Origin of the sequence: Neopoerus faecalis (assembly GCF_029218125.1) — a bacterium.
Taxonomy (GTDB): Bacteria; Bacillota; Clostridia; order Oscillospirales; family Oscillospiraceae; genus Oscillibacter; species Oscillibacter faecalis_A.
Map to the genome: position 1 here is coordinate 175,197 of NZ_JARFXX010000001.1, position 13,847 is coordinate 189,043.

At 59.0% G+C, this 13,847-nt stretch carries 12 protein-coding genes; 1 reads left to right on the forward strand and 11 read right to left on the reverse strand.

Features of this window, described 5'->3' with window-relative positions; genetic code table 11:
- Nucleotides 1–15: 15 nt before the first annotated feature.
- The 10 genes from hemZ to PY311_RS00895 all read right to left on the reverse strand — a co-directional run bounded on the left by hemZ (nucleotide 16) and on the right by PY311_RS00895 (nucleotide 12,433).
- A complete protein-coding gene (gene hemZ / locus PY311_RS00850) occupies nucleotides 16–1,533 on the reverse strand; it encodes a coproporphyrinogen dehydrogenase HemZ (protein WP_286146779.1) in 1,518 nt (505 codons plus the stop codon).
- 1 nt (nucleotide 1,534) lies between these two features.
- The gene (locus tag PY311_RS00855; protein WP_286146780.1) at nucleotides 1,535–2,170 is read right to left on the reverse strand and encodes an MBL fold metallo-hydrolase; all 636 of its coding nucleotides are present in this window, start codon (nucleotides 2,168–2,170) and stop codon (nucleotides 1,535–1,537) included.
- Between the two features lie 15 nt (nucleotides 2,171–2,185).
- Nucleotides 2,186–2,626, reverse strand: a complete 441-nt coding sequence (gene dtd, locus PY311_RS00860) for a D-aminoacyl-tRNA deacylase (protein WP_286146781.1) — start codon at nucleotides 2,624–2,626, stop codon at nucleotides 2,186–2,188.
- Between the two features lie 44 nt (nucleotides 2,627–2,670).
- Nucleotides 2,671–4,902 carry a RelA/SpoT family protein gene (locus PY311_RS00865; RefSeq protein WP_286147060.1) on the reverse strand — a complete coding sequence of 744 codons (2,232 nt, stop codon included), beginning with the start codon at nucleotides 4,900–4,902 and terminating at the stop codon, nucleotides 2,671–2,673.
- 13 nt (nucleotides 4,903–4,915) lie between these two features.
- On the reverse strand, nucleotides 4,916–6,997 hold the full coding sequence (recJ, locus tag PY311_RS00870) for a single-stranded-DNA-specific exonuclease RecJ (protein ID WP_286146782.1): 2,082 nt from the start codon (nucleotides 6,995–6,997) through the stop codon (nucleotides 4,916–4,918).
- Nucleotides 6,998–7,156: 159 nt separating this feature from the next.
- Nucleotides 7,157–8,908 carry a Na/Pi cotransporter family protein gene (locus PY311_RS00875; protein WP_286146783.1) on the reverse strand — a complete coding sequence of 584 codons (1,752 nt, stop codon included), beginning with the start codon at nucleotides 8,906–8,908 and terminating at the stop codon, nucleotides 7,157–7,159.
- Nucleotides 8,909–9,191: 283 nt separating this feature from the next.
- On the reverse strand, nucleotides 9,192–9,371 hold the full coding sequence (locus tag PY311_RS00880) for a FeoB-associated Cys-rich membrane protein (protein WP_286146784.1): 180 nt from the start codon (nucleotides 9,369–9,371) through the stop codon (nucleotides 9,192–9,194).
- A gap of 60 nt (nucleotides 9,372–9,431) precedes the next feature.
- The gene (gene feoB / locus PY311_RS00885) at nucleotides 9,432–11,921 is read right to left on the reverse strand and encodes a ferrous iron transport protein B (RefSeq protein WP_286146785.1); all 2,490 of its coding nucleotides are present in this window, start codon (nucleotides 11,919–11,921) and stop codon (nucleotides 9,432–9,434) included.
- Between the two features lie 47 nt (nucleotides 11,922–11,968).
- Nucleotides 11,969–12,190, reverse strand: coding sequence for a FeoA family protein (locus PY311_RS00890; RefSeq protein ID WP_286146786.1), 222 nt, complete (start codon nucleotides 12,188–12,190; stop codon nucleotides 11,969–11,971).
- Between the two features lie 30 nt (nucleotides 12,191–12,220).
- Nucleotides 12,221–12,433: a FeoA family protein gene (locus tag PY311_RS00895; RefSeq protein WP_286146787.1), complete on the reverse strand. Its 213-nt coding sequence runs from the start codon at nucleotides 12,431–12,433 to the stop codon at nucleotides 12,221–12,223.
- A 269-nt stretch (nucleotides 12,434–12,702) separates the two neighbouring features.
- Between PY311_RS00895 and PY311_RS00900 the strand changes: the two genes are divergently transcribed.
- Complete coding sequence (locus PY311_RS00900) at nucleotides 12,703–13,080, forward strand: metal-dependent transcriptional regulator (RefSeq protein ID WP_286146788.1); 378 nt, start codon at nucleotides 12,703–12,705, stop codon at nucleotides 13,078–13,080.
- An 84-nt stretch (nucleotides 13,081–13,164) separates the two neighbouring features.
- Here PY311_RS00900 and PY311_RS00905 read toward each other — a convergent pair whose 3' ends face one another.
- Entirely contained in the window at nucleotides 13,165–13,815 is a 651-nt protein-coding gene (locus PY311_RS00905; protein WP_286146789.1) for an aspartate/glutamate racemase family protein, read from the reverse strand.
- Nucleotides 13,816–13,847: the final 32 nt, after the last annotated feature.

The following is a 13,847-nucleotide window of genomic DNA, read 5'->3' on the forward strand; positions in this document are numbered from 1 at the left end:
AAAACCTCCCCGCCCTCAGGCGTCTTTCACATAGTCGGCATAAAATTTGGCAAAGGCGGCCTGATTTTGCAGCGCCTTCTCCGGCCGCTCCGTGTATTCCTTGGGGTACTTCAGATTAAAGGCCCGCTCAATGTGGTTCGTCCCCGGCTCCACCATTTTTGTAGAGCCGCCGGCCCCGAAGGACAAAATGGAGCACAGCTCGGACATGATATCCACATTGTACCAGCATTCGCCGCCGGGACGGCTCCAGCCCACGTTCTCAAAGCTGCCGGACATATATTTCTGCCGGTAGAGATAGTAGGGGGCAAAGCCCGCGGCCCGCAGCGCCGGGGCGGCATAGTCCAGCATGGCCTGCACGGCGTCACCGTCCGGGATGGACAGCCCCTCTGTAAGAATCCGGCTGCCCTTTTTCAGCGCCAGCGTGTGAACGGTGATGTTGTCCGCCCCCATAGCAAGGCATTCATCCAGCGAACGCCGGAAGCCCTCCGGCGTATCCTCCGGCAGCCCCGCAATGAGGTCCATGTTCACATGGGGGAAGTGGTAGGCGGAAACCAGCTCCATAGCCGCCCGGGTCTCCGCTGCCGTGTGGCGGCGGCCGATGGCAGTGAGCACCTTGTCCTCCATCGTCTGGGGATTGACGGAGACCCGCGTGACGCCGTGGCTTTTCAGAACGGCCAGCTTTTCGGCGGTAATGGTGTCCGGCCGGCCAGCCTCCACCGTCAGCTCCGGGCAGTCGGAGAGGTCAAAGGACTCCTCCAGCGCGGTCAGCACCGCGTCCAGTTGTCCGGCGGACAGCGTGGTGGGCGTACCGCCGCCCATGTAAAACGTCCGGGGACGGAGACGGTTTTCCCGCACCATTTCCCCGCCGACGCGCAGCTCAGCCAAAAGGGCCTGCACATAGGGCTCCACCAGTCCGAAGCTCCGCTCCACGCTTTGACTGACAAAGGAGCAGTAGGCGCAGCGGGTGGGGCAGAACGGAATCCCAACATACAGATCAATATCACGCGCCGCCAGACGCTTCCGGGCCTGATATCCCACAATGCCGGTCTCCAGCGCTAACGCGGCCCGCTCCTCCGGAACAAAATAATGCGCCTTGAGGTACGCCTTTGCCTCCTCGGGAGATTTGCCCTCCATCAAGGCCCAGGTCACGGGCTTGTCGGGCCGCACGCCGGTGAGCATCCCCCACGGGGGCAGCACCAGCTTGCCCGCAGCTCTGGCCGCCTCCGGCAGTGCTTTCATCAAATTCAGAAACGCCAGATAGAAGCAGGCCGCCACGGCGTAGCGCCGCTGGCCCTCCTGCTCAAACGCCGTGCCGGAGAGGGTATACGCCGTTTCCGCCGCACCGGCGGCGCCGCTGTAGTGTAACTCACCGCTGACCCAGCCCCCCGCTGCCGTTTCCTCGGCGGTCAGGCGGCACCAGTCCGTCTCTCCCGGCTCCACAGCGCCGTACACCGGCTTTTCCAGCGGAAAGAGGTTCATCATGCTCTGCTCTACAATGTAGCGCTCGTCATGGCCGTGAAATTCCAGCTTCATCTCAGCCTTGCTCCCGCAGCGCCATCTGCATATAGGGATTTGTTTTCCGTTCCCGCTCCAGCGTACTTGGCTCCATGTGTCCCGGCAGCACCCGGTAATCTCCGGGCAGGGCCGCCAGACGGGCAAGAGAGGCCATCATGGCCTTCATGCTGCCGCCGGGGAAATCCGTCCGGCCGCAGGACCCGGCAAAGAGCGTATCGCCGCAGAACAGGGTATCCCCGCACGCCAGCGTAACGCTGCCCTCGGAATGGCCGGGGGTGTGGAGCACCTGAAGCTCCAGCGTGCCCACCGTGATGCGGTCTCCCTCGCCGTAGAAATTCACACCGCCGAAGGGGATGCGGGACAGCTCCGTTTTCAGGGGGAACAGCTGGGGACTTGGAAAATCAAAGTCCGCCTCGTGAATATAGACCGCTGTGGGCGGAAGCGTCCGCAGCAGCGCCGGCACCGCGCCAGTATGGTCATAATGGCCGTGGGTCAGGAGAATTTTATCCACCGTGCAGCCCAGCTTCTTCACGGCGTCCAGAATCACCTCCGGCTCCCCGCCGGGATCGACAATGCCGCAGACCTTGGCGCCCTCATCGCAGAAAATATAGCAGTTCGTGCCGATGGGGCCTACCTGTAAGGCTTGAATCTTCATAAGCCACCCCTTGTCTCAAGTATCCGTATCGAACAAAATGGTCACAGGCCCGTCATTCTGGGAGTAGACCTGCATATCAGCGCCGAACTCGCCGTGCTGGACCTCAAAGCCCCGCTCCCGGCAGTGGGCCATGAACCGCTCATACAGCGGGATGGCCACCGGCGGCTTGGCCGCACCGCTGAAGCCGGGGCGGCGGGAGGAGGTGTCGGCATACAGCGTGAACTGAGATACCACCAAAAGGCTTCCGCCCACCTGCTCCAAATTCAAATTCATTTTCTCGTTTTCGTCCTCAAAGACCCGCAGATTGCAGATCTTGTCCGCCAGCTTGTCGGCAGCGGCCTCCGTATCGTTGGGGCCGACACCCAGCAGCACCAGAAAGCCGGTGCCGATCTGGCCATTGACCTGTCCGCCAATCACCACGGAGGCATTTTTTACCCGCGTCACAACAGCACGCATTTTTTACAGCTCCTTATTCCTTGCCCCGCTCTCCGGGGGCAATCTCAGCCCACCGGCCGGGTGACCTTCAGCACGCCGGATATCTGGTGGAGCTTGTTCATCAAATTATTCAGCTGGGTCCCGTCCTTAATGCGGACCTCCACCCGGATAATGGCAAAGCCATCCTCCGTGCTGCGGGTGTTCAGCCCCAAAACAAAGGTCTTGGTGGAGGACAGCGCCGCCGAAATATCCAGCAGCAGGTTCAGCCGGTCCTTGCACACGGCCTCAATGGTGGTGGGATAGCTGTCGTTGGTATCCGTGCCCCATGAGACGCGAATCCAACGATTCGGCTGCTCCGCCCGCTTTTCCGCCGAGGCGTTGGGACAGTCCGCCCGGTGGACGGACACGCCGTAGCCCCGGGTGATAAAGCCCACGATGTCATCGCCGGGGACCGGGGTACAGCACTTGGAAAATTTCACAAGGCAGTTGTCCAGCCCCTCCACGATAATGCCCTGCTCGCTTTTCACCGCCTTGGGCTGCTTTTGCTGCTTGGCGGCGTCTGGTGCCTTGGCAGGCTCCTCCTTTTTTTCCTCGGTGGCCGCCTCCAACAGCAGCTGCTCCTGCTGGCGCTGCTGCTGGCGGCGCTGGAGCTCGCCCTGAATACGGCTCACCGCCTTCTGGGCTGTAAAGCCGCCGTAGCCGATGGCGGCATACAGATCCTCCAGCGTGGGATAGGCTACCTTCTTCAGCAGCACCGGCAAAAACTCCGGGTCCAGCACATCCTTCATGGAGATGCCGCAGTGCCGCAGCTCCGCGTCAAAGGCAGAGCGGCCGTTGACGATGTTTTCGTCCTTCCGCTCCTTTTTGAACCACTGACGAATCTTGGAGCGGGCCTCCGTGCTTTTGGCGATCTTCATCCAGTCCCGGCTGGGGCCCTTGGCATTCTTGGAGGTCAGAATCTCCACAATATCGCCGTTTTTCAGCACATGGTCCAGCGTGACGATGCGGTTATTCACCTTGGCGCCGATCATGCGGTTTCCCACGGCGGAGTGGATGGCATAGGCAAAGTCAATGGGCGTGGCCCCGGCGGGCAAATTCTGCACATCGCCGTTGGGCGTGAACACGAACACCTCATCGGCAAACATATCCACCTTCAGGGAGTGGATAAATTCCTCGGCGTCGGCGCCCTCCTGATTTTCCAGCAGGCGGCGCACCCACTCGTATTTTCCCTCCGTGCCGGCGCCCTGCCCGTTCTGCTTGTACTTCCAGTGGGCGGCCACGCCGTATTCGGCGATCTCGTGCATCTCCCGGGTGCGAATCTGCACCTCAAAGGGAATACCGTCCGTCCCCATCACAGTGGTGTGGAGGGACTGGTAGCCGTTGGGCTTGGGAGTGCCGATATAATCTTTGAAGCGCCCCAAAATGGGCTTATAGAGGTCATGGATGACGCCCAGCACATTGTAGCAGTCCCCTATGGTGTCCACCACCACCCGGAATGCGAACAGATCAAAAATCTCGTCAATGGACTTGTTCTGACTGAACATCTTGCGGTAGATGGAGTAAGGGTGCTTCATCCGTCCATAGACAACGTGGCTGATGTCCAACTCCTTGAGCCTCTGGTCGATCTGGTCCTGCGTGCGTCGCATGAAGTCCTCATACTCCGGGCGCTTGGCGTCCAGCTTGCTGACGATCTCATCATAGCCGATGGGGTCGAGATATTTTAAGGAAAGGTCCTCCAGCTCCCACTTCATCCGCTGCATACCCAGCCGGTGGGCAATGGGGGCGTAAATTTCCATGGTCTCCAGCGATTTCTGCTTTTGTTTGGTGGGGGACTGGTACTCCATGGTCCGCATATTATGGAGCCGGTCGGAAATTTTAATGAGAATGACCCGAATATCCTTACTCATGGCGATGAGCATTTTCCGGAGATTCTCCATCTGCTCATCTTCCTTGGTGGCATATTGGATACGGGTCAGCTTGCTGACGCCCTCCACCAAATCCGCCACAGTGGGAGAGGTGAGCTTGGCCACATCCTCATAGGTGGCGTCCGTGTCCTCAATGACATCGTGGAGCAAAGCGGCCTCAATGGATTCGGAATCGAGGTGCAGCTCCTCCGCCACGATCTGCGCCACGGCCAACGGGTGCGTGATATAAGGCTCGCCGCTTTTGCGGCGCTGCTCGCCGTGATGTGCCCGGGCAAATTCGTAGGACGCCCGGATGCGGGCAAAATCCGCCCCGGGATTGTACGAGCGAATCGTATCCTCCAGCTTCTGGTACTGCTGGTCAATGCTCATCATCATGACACCCACCTCACTTTGTCTCCGCGCCGCCGCGCAGCCGGAGCAGATAGGGAGAGGCGTTCAAATCCACCTTCCCTTGTACGGGATTGAGACACAGCGTAAGCCGCTCGTCCTGCAAGGTCAGGGAAATGAGTCCCCGCTCCTGAAACACCGTCAGAGCCAGTCCGGCCCGGAGGAAGCTGTCGCAGCCCCCGGCCTGTGCCGCCAGCGTCCGAAGGTAGGGCAGCAGCTCCGTTTCCAGCTTTCCCTGCTTCAAATGCCACTCCAGCACCCGCCAGAACGCAGCGAACTGGTCCCGGGAAATCATAAGCCGGGCCCTTTCCTGCGCGGTCAGGTGTCCGCCCTCTGTCAGCCGGTGCAGCAGCGCCAGCGACTCCGCCTCGTGGCGGCTGGGCGTCAGTGAGGGCCGCAGGTCCACTAACTGTAATTGCAGCGTTGTGTTGCCCCGGAATGTATTGGCCTGCAGATAAAAGGCGGCGTCCACCCGGCAGCCCGGCTCCAGATGGGCCTCGGCCTCCGGCATGGAGAAGAAAATAGCGTCAAACCGACTGGGGCCCTTGCTCAGCCGCAGTTTCAGGTGCTTGCCCTGTCCCACGGACTGTACGCTGTCCACCGTAGCCCCCAGCAGCGCAAACACCGGCCGGGGATTCCCGGCGCCGTAGGGCTCTAATTGAGAAAGCTGGTCTACCTGCTCCAGCGTCATATCCGCCGGATTGGAGATGGCGGCATCCACCTCCAGACAGCTTACCGCCCGCTCGCCGCCGGAGGCGGCCTTGACGCAGCGGTTCATCCGCTGACGGAAAGCGGCGATATTTTCCTCCGGAATGGTAAAGCCCGCCGCCAGTTCGTGACCGCCGAAGCCATCCAGCAGATCGGCACAGGATTCCAGCGCGGCAAACAGGTTGAACCCGCCGTAGGAGCGGCAGGAGCCCTTGCCGGAGCCGTCCTTGAGGTGAATCATAAAGCTGGGGGCCGCGTATTTTTCACTGAGACGGGAGGCCACGATTCCCACCACGCCCTGATGCCATTCCTCGCTGGAGAGCACCAGCGCGTTGCGATCCTCCGGCCGCAGCTTTTCGATCTGGGCGATGGCATCGGCGCAGATGGCCTGCTCCACCGCCTGCCGCTCCCGGTTCAAATCGCATAGCTGCCGCGCCAGCTCCTCCGCCTTGGCGGGGTCCGTCTCCTGCAAAAGATCGGCGGCAAGGTCCGCCGCCCCCATGCGCCCGGCGGCGTTGATGCGGGGGGAGAGGACAAAGCCGATCTGAATAGACGTAATGGGCTTGCCCAGCAGGCCCGCCTCCTTCAAAAGCGCGTGGATGCCTACAAAATCCGTATGGTCCAGAGAGGCAAGTCCGCAGGAAACAATGGTGCGGTTCTCCCCCTCCATCCGCATGACGTCAGCAATGGTGCCGATGGCGGCCAGTGTGCAGTACCGGGCAAACAGGGCGTTTTCCCGATCCGGTCCGCCCAGCGCCAGCACCAGCTTCAGCGCCACGCCCACGCCCGCTAAATACTTGAAGGGGTACGGGCAGTCGCTTCGGTGGGGGTCCACCACCGCCACGGCCCGGGGCAGTTCCTCCTTGCATTCATGGTGGTCCGTGATGACCACATCCATGCCGATAGAGGCGGCGAAGTCCACCTCCTCATTGCCGGTGATGCCGCAGTCCACGGTAATCATCAATGTGGCTCCCTGCTCCCGCAAACCGGCAATGGCATCCCGGGACAGTCCGTACCCGTCCTCAATGCGCCGGGGGATATAGCGCAGGCAGTGAGCGCCGCAGCCCTTCAGATAGTCCAGCAACAGCACCGTAGAGGTAATTCCGTCCACATCGTAATCGCCGAACACGGCGATGGTCTCATCATTGGCAAGGGCCCTTTGAATCCGGGCCACAGCCTTGTCCATATCCCGCATCAGCATGGGGGATAGAGTCAGCGTGGTCTCCCGCTCCAGCGCCTCTGCGGCGGCCTCCGCCGTGGTGATGCCCCGGGAGGCCAAGACGGTAGCAAGCAGGCCGGAATAGCCCGCCTCCCGCAAAAGGGCGGTGTCTCCCTCTGCCGCCGTGCCGATATGCCATTTTTGATACTTCATAGGGACACACCTCCTTATAGAAACAATTCAACAAAGATATAGTATAGCAGGAATCCGCCCAAAGGTAAAGAATAGATTGCGGTTTCAGATGTAAAAAATATAAAAACGCCGCGTTTTGGCATAAGGAAATCCCCCCTGACCGGTATCAGGGGGGATTTTTTATTCCTCGTTGGGTAAGGCGTAGCGCTTGAGGTCCTGTTGGAACCGCAGATTAAACTCCTGATCCTTTTTCAGACTGTGGACATAAGCGTGGGAATCGGCCTCGTCCGTCTGCTCCTCGATCACGCTGAGGGCGATGTTGGAGCAGTGGTCGCCCACGCGCTCAAGGTTGTTAAGCAGATCGTTGAGCACAAAGCCCAGTTGAATGGTACACTGCCCATTCTGGAGGCGCCGGATATGGCGGCTGCGAATCTCCTCCGTCAGATAGTCCATGGTCTCCTCCAGCGGCTCAACGCCCCGAGCAGCCCGAACATCGTCATTTTCAAAGCAATCCAGCGCGCCATCCAGCAAATCAGTCGTCAGGTGAATCAGCACATCGGCCTCCACTCCGGCGATGTGGGAAAAGGACAGGCCCTTGTCGTGGAGCTCCTTAGCGGATTCCAGCAGGTTCAGGGCGTGGTCGCCGATGCGCTCAAAGTCGCCGATGGCATGGAGTAGCCGGGAAACTGTATTCATGTCATCCGCCGAAGTGCCATGCTGGGAAAGCTGGACAAGATAGCTGCCGAGGCGGTCCTCGTAAACATCCAGCTTGTCCTCATTGGCTCGGATAATTTCCTCCTGTTCTTCACTGTAACGGTCGAACTGCTCCAGCGCAAGGCGGATATTCTCCCGGGCCAACTCGCCCATGCGGTTGGTCATAGACGCGCACTCACTGACAGCCACGCCGGGCGTCCGCAGCAGCCGGGGGTCCAGAAAGGCAAAGTCGGAGGGCTTGTCCTCTGTAGAAATGACCCTTTTCGCCAGCGCCTCCAGCTGGCTGGTAAAGGGCAGCAGCAAAATAGTGGTGCAGACATTGAACACTGTGTGGCACAGCGCCACGCCCACAGCGTTCACCGGCTGGGTCAAAAACGGCATATCGAACAGCAGCCCGCCGCCGCAGATCACAAGCAGGCCCACCGCCGTACCGATGAGGTTGAAGGAAATGTGGATCACGGACACCTGCTTTGCGCTGCGGCTGACGCCAATGGAGGACAGCAGCGCCGTGACACAGGTGCCGATATTCTGGCCCATGATAATGGGAATCGCCATGCCGTAGGTCACAGAGCCGGTCATGGCCAGCGCCTGCAAAATACCCACAGACGCGGCAGAGGACTGGATGATGCCCGTAAAGGCCGCGCCCACCAGCACACCGAGGAAAGGATTGGTAAAGGCGGTCATCAGGCCGGAAAATTCCGGCATATCCGCCAGCGGCGCCACCGCGCCGCTCATGAGCTCCATGCCGTACATCAGGATGGAAAAGCCCATCATGACCCGGCCCACGTCCCGGCGGCGCTGCTTTTTTGAGCCCATAATGAGTAGAATGCCCGCCAGCGCCAGCAAGGGGGAGAAATTCTTGGGCTTGAGAAGATTGACAAAAAAGCTGTCGCTTTCAATTCCGGTGAGGGACAGCAGCCACGCTGTCAGCGTGGTGCCGATATTGGAGCCCATAATAACGCCGATGGTCTGCCGCAGCTCCATAACGCCGGAGTTCACAAGGCCCACCAGCATCACCGTCATAGCGGAGGAGGACTGGATGGCAATGGTGATTCCCGCGCCCAGTAAAAGGCTTTTGATAGGGTTGGAGGTCATGCGCTTGAGCAGCTTTTCCAGCTTGCCGCCGGCCATTTTCTCCAGACTTTTGGACATCACGGTCATGCCGTAGAGGAAAAACGCCAATCCTCCGCAGAGCGTGAACAGTGAAAAAATATTCATTCGAAATTCCTTTCTGCCCCGTGCTTCACAGGCCGGGTACACGGAAATAGTATGCAGACTATCTTTTATTATAAACAGTCGGCCCGCGAAAAGCATATTGACAGAGCGGAGAAAATTATAGGGAAATTTTGGAGGAATTCATATCATGTATGTAAAAGTGCACAGAGCTGTCCGTTTTCTGCGGACAGCTCTGCTGCATTTCATAACTTCCCGGCGGCCATGCGGCGCTTTTCACCGAAAAAGAGGCAGGACGCGGAAACCGCGTCCTGTCTCTTTTCTTGCGTTACTGCTTGGAATGGCAGTGTCCGGAACAACCGGCACAGCCACCGCCGCAACTGCCACCGCAGGTGCTCTTTCCCTGCTTCTTTTGGCGGATGAGATACCGGATAATGGAGATGACAACTGCTAAAAGAACTGCGGAGATGAGGATGGTCGCAAGATTGGCACTCAACCATGTCAGCATGGAAAATCACTCCTTTGGCAAAGAATGGAAATAGAGTAAATGGAGGTGAGAAAGGGAAAATCAGACTTTGGTGGACAGCTTGGTGGCTTCCTTGTAGGGGCGCACCAGCATATAGATGATGAGCACCAGCGCAGCGATGGCGGCCACGAGACCGATGATGTTGAGGCTGCCGGTGAAGGCATTGCCGAACTGGTTGATCATCAGGGCGACAACATAGGCGAAGCCGCACTGATAGCCGATGGCGAACCAGGTCCACTTGCCGTTGTTCATCTCACGCTTGATGGCGCCGATAGCAGCAAAGCAGGGGGCGCACAGCAGGTTGAACACGAGGAAGGAGTAGCCGCTGACTGCGGTAAAGGCAGCGCCCAGATTCTGGTACACGGTGCCGTCGCCGCCGCCATAGAGGATACCCAGGGTGCCGACGATGTTTTCCTTGGCCACCAGACCGGTGATGGAAGCCACAGCGGCCTGCCAGTTGCCCCAACCAAGAGGCGCGAAGATCCAAGCGATCAGGCTGCCGATGCGGGCAAGGATGGAGTAATCGATCTCCTCCTCGGAGAGCATCCGGAAGCCGTCCTCAGCCCAGCCGAAGTAGGTGGTGAACCAGACGAAGATGGTGGACAGCAGAATGATGGTGCCGGCCTTCTTGATGAAGGACCAGCCGCGCTCCCACATGCTGCGCAGCACGTTGCCCAGAGTGGGCCAGTGATAGGCGGGCAGCTCCATAACGAAGGGAGCGGGATCGCCGGAGAACATCTTGGTCTTCTTCAGCATGATGCCGGAGACGATGATGGCAGCCATGCCCACGAAGTAGGCGGAGGTAGCCACCCAAGCGGCGCCGCCGAAGATAGCGCCGGCTACCATGGAGATAAAGGGCACCTTAGCGCCGCAGGGGATGAAGGTGGTGGTCATGATCGTCATACGGCGGTCACGTTCATTTTCAATGGTACGGGAAGCCATGATGCCGGGCACGCCGCAGCCGGTGCCGATGAGCATGGGGATGAAGGACTTACCGGACAGGCCGAACTTACGGAAGATACGGTCCAGAACGAAGGCGATACGGGCCATATAGCCGCAGGCCTCGAGGAACGCCAGCATCAGGAACAGCACCAGCATCTGAGGCACGAAGCCCAGAACGGCGCCGACACCGGCCACGATACCATCGTTGATCAGGCCGCTCAGCCAATCGGCAGCACCGGCGGCCTCCAGAGCGTTGCCAACCAGCACGGGGATACCGGGGACCCACACGCCGTAATCGGCGGGATCAGGCTCATCAAAGCCGTTTTCCTCAAAGTAGCTGACAGCATCCAGATAGCTCATGCCAACGGTGGTGTCCTCGTCAGCGTCATCGGGAACAGCGCCATAGTAAACGGTCATCTCGTTCTGAGCCAGAGTCTCCTCGTCCTCCACCTCAATGGTGGCGGTGTCGGAATCGGGCTGAACAGCCTTCATCTCGGCCAGAGCGGCATCGGGATCGAAGTCATCGGCTTCGGTATCCAGATCGTAGTAAGCACTGATGGCCTCGGAGGCGGCGGTGTAGTCATCGGCCACCTCAGTGTATTCAGAGGTGCCCATGCCGAACAGATGCCAGCCATCGCCGAACAGACCGTCATTGGCCCAGTCGGTAGCGGGAGCGCCCACGCCCACCATGGCGATCCAGTACACCAGATACATGACCACGGCGAAGATAGGCAGGCCCAGCCAACGGTTCGTAACGATCTTATCGATCTTATCGGAGGCGGAGAGCTGACCGGCATTCTGCTTCTTGTAGCAGTGCTTGATGATCTCCGCGATGTACACATAGCGCTCGTTGGTGATAATGCTCTCGGCATCGTCATCCAGCTCGGTCTCGGCAGCCTTGATGTCCGTCTCGATGTGGCTCATGACATCGGAGGGAATGTGCAACTGCTCCAGCACCTTATCGTCGCGCTCAAAAATCTTGATGGCATACCAACGCTGCTGATCCTCGGGCAGATTGTTCAGCGCGGCCTCCTCAATGTGGGCAATGGCGTGCTCCACAGGGCCGGAGAACGTGTGCATGGGGACGGTCTTGGTGCCCTCGGCAGCCTTCACGGCGGCCTCGGCGGCCTCCATGACACCGTCGCCCTTCAGAGCGGAGATTTCAATGATGCGGACGCCCAGCTCCCGGGACAGCTCCGCCACATTGATCTGGTCGCCGTTCTTGCGGACAACGTCCATCATGTTGATGGCGATGACCACAGGAATACCCAGCTCGGTGAGCTGCGTGGTCAGGTACAGGTTACGCTCAAGGTTCGTGCCATCGATGATGTTCAGGATGGCATCGGGACGCTCGGTGATGAGGTAGTTACGGGAAACGACCTCCTCCAGCGTGTAGGGGGACAGAGAGTAGATGCCCGGCAGGTCCATGATGATGACGTTGTCGTGCTTCTTCAGCTTGCCCTCTTTCTTTTCAACGGTAACGCCGGGCCAGTTACCTACGAACTGGTTGGAGCCGGTCAGCGCGTTGAAAAGAGTGGTCTTGCCGCAGTTAGGGTTGCCCGCGAGGGCAATTTTGATCTGCTTATCCATTTGACTGCTCCTTCTGGTTCAAGTGCTCGAACCGTATTTTAAAAATTTTATTCGACCTCGATCATTTCGGTGTCCGCTTTCCGCAGGCTCAGCTCGTAGCCCCGGACAGTGACCTCCATTGGATCGCCCAGAGGAGCGACCTTGCGGACAAAGATCTCAACGCCCTTGGTGATGCCCATGTCCATGATCCGGCGCTTAATGGGACCCTCACCGTGGAGCTTGACAACCTTGACTGTCTCGCCGATCTTGACTTCTCGCAGTGTTTTCATGCTTGTTTCCTCCCTCTATACTAAAATTGATCAAACCATGATCTTGCGGGCCATCTCATCACTGATGGCCACCCGGGATTCCTTCACCTTCACGATGATGTTGCCGCCCAGAGCGGATACCACCGTGACCGATCCCCCGGCCACAAAGCCCAGATCCTCAAGATGCTTTTTGGTCTCCGGGTTTCCACTCACCTTGCGGATCATGTACTCCTCACCGATATTTGCCAGTGCCAGCGGCATCATGGAAAATCCCTCCAAATCTGTGAATATCAGAGTTAGAGCCTGCTAACCCATTGTGAAAATAAAAACAAGGCGCAGTATGCCCTGTAGATGTTAGCTCTCTCTAACCACTGTGTAGTTTAACATCTCTAACATTTGGTGTCAACTATCTTATCAGAAAATTTTGTTGAAAATTTGGGAAAGGCTCCGCCTTGCATTTGTGCGAAAACTATGATAACATGAATTATTAGAACCGGCTATGCCGGAAAACCAAAAAGGCCGGTGATACTGCTATGCAAATACTCAAGGCATCCGAGGATTATCTGGAAACCATGCTGATGCTGCGTAATTCTTTGGGGTATGTCCGCTCCGTGGATGTGGCGGAGCACCTTGGCGTAACAAAGCCCAGCGTGACGTATGCCACAAAGCGTCTGCGGGAAAACGGATATATTGAAATGGATAAGGACGGGCTCATCACCCTGACAGACAGCGGCATGGAGATTGCCGCCAAAATGCTCCAGCGCCACCACACCCTCACGAACTTCTTGGTGGAGCTTGGCGTGGACCCAGTGACGGCCGAGGAGGACGCCTGCAAAATGGAGCATGACATCAGCGACCAGACGTTCCGCGCCATCTGCGACCTTGCGCGGCATCATCTGGAAAATGACTGAAGCCTAAGAAAACCGCCCCGGAGCTGTGCTCTGGGGCGGTTTTTTCATTTTGAAGCAGCATTTTCTATCTTTACGGCGTTCTGCTCACACGCCCAGCAGCCGGAGCATCTCCTGCGCCGGGTCTAAAATCGGCAGGCGGGTCCTGCGGCCCAGTGCCTCCTTGAAGTATGGGAAGTGCGTGCAGCCCAGCAGCAGCGCCTCCGCCCCCTGTGCGGCAAACCAGTCCGCCAGCTCCGGCAGACGGTGGCGCTCCACCAGCTCCTCTGGTTCCTCGCCCCGCTCAATGGCCAGCACCACCGGCAGAATCCCGGCGCTCCGCAGCGTCAAATCCGGGTTGGACAGCAGCAGCGTCCGCTCGATACCGGCGGCGCCCTGCGCGTTGGCGGCAATGACCGCAAGGGAGCGGTACTGCGGCGCCAACGCTCTGTAAACGTCCAGCGGCGTCACCACCGCCACGCCGGTCTCCCGGGCAATGGCGTCAAAATCCACGGAGCCGGACAGAGAATTGCAGTAGATGAACGCCTGCTCACAGCCGTGCGCCGCCTGTGCCTCCCGGAACAGGGCGGTGACCACCGCCGCCTTTTCCCGCTCTGAGGAGATCTGAAACGCGGTCTGCTCCACCGGGTCCTTTGAAATGGAGCAGAAAACGCCCTCCACGCCCTGCGCTGCAAGACAGTCCATTCCCATCTGCGTGTCCACCGGCGTCCCGGCCATTACGATCACAGGTCTCATCATGTCCGTGCTCCTTCCATATTTGGGGCCCGTCC

Excerpts from the sequence above, each read along its gene's own strand:
- feoB (WP_286146785.1), bottom strand. The coding sequence starts at position 11,921 with ATGGATAAGCAGATCAAAATTGCCCTCGCGGGCAACCCTAACTGCGGC.
- PY311_RS00900 (WP_286146788.1), top strand. The coding sequence starts at position 12,703 with ATGCAAATACTCAAGGCATCCGAGGATTATCTGGAAACCATGCTGATG.
- dtd (WP_286146781.1), bottom strand. The coding sequence starts at position 2,626 with ATGCGTGCTGTTGTGACGCGGGTAAAAAATGCCTCCGTGGTGATTGGC.
- PY311_RS00875 (WP_286146783.1), bottom strand. The coding sequence starts at position 8,908 with ATGAATATTTTTTCACTGTTCACGCTCTGCGGAGGATTGGCGTTTTTC.
- PY311_RS00890 (WP_286146786.1), bottom strand. The coding sequence starts at position 12,190 with ATGAAAACACTGCGAGAAGTCAAGATCGGCGAGACAGTCAAGGTTGTC.
- PY311_RS00855 (WP_286146780.1), bottom strand. The coding sequence starts at position 2,170 with ATGAAGATTCAAGCCTTACAGGTAGGCCCCATCGGCACGAACTGCTAT.
- PY311_RS00865 (WP_286147060.1), bottom strand. The coding sequence starts at position 4,902 with ATGATGAGCATTGACCAGCAGTACCAGAAGCTGGAGGATACGATTCGC.
- recJ (WP_286146782.1), bottom strand. The coding sequence starts at position 6,997 with ATGAAGTATCAAAAATGGCATATCGGCACGGCGGCAGAGGGAGACACC.
- PY311_RS00905 (WP_286146789.1), bottom strand. The coding sequence starts at position 13,815 with ATGATGAGACCTGTGATCGTAATGGCCGGGACGCCGGTGGACACGCAG.
- PY311_RS00895 (WP_286146787.1), bottom strand. The coding sequence starts at position 12,433 with ATGATGCCGCTGGCACTGGCAAATATCGGTGAGGAGTACATGATCCGC.
- hemZ (WP_286146779.1), bottom strand. The coding sequence starts at position 1,533 with ATGAAGCTGGAATTTCACGGCCATGACGAGCGCTACATTGTAGAGCAG.
- PY311_RS00880 (WP_286146784.1), bottom strand. The coding sequence starts at position 9,371 with ATGCTGACATGGTTGAGTGCCAATCTTGCGACCATCCTCATCTCCGCA.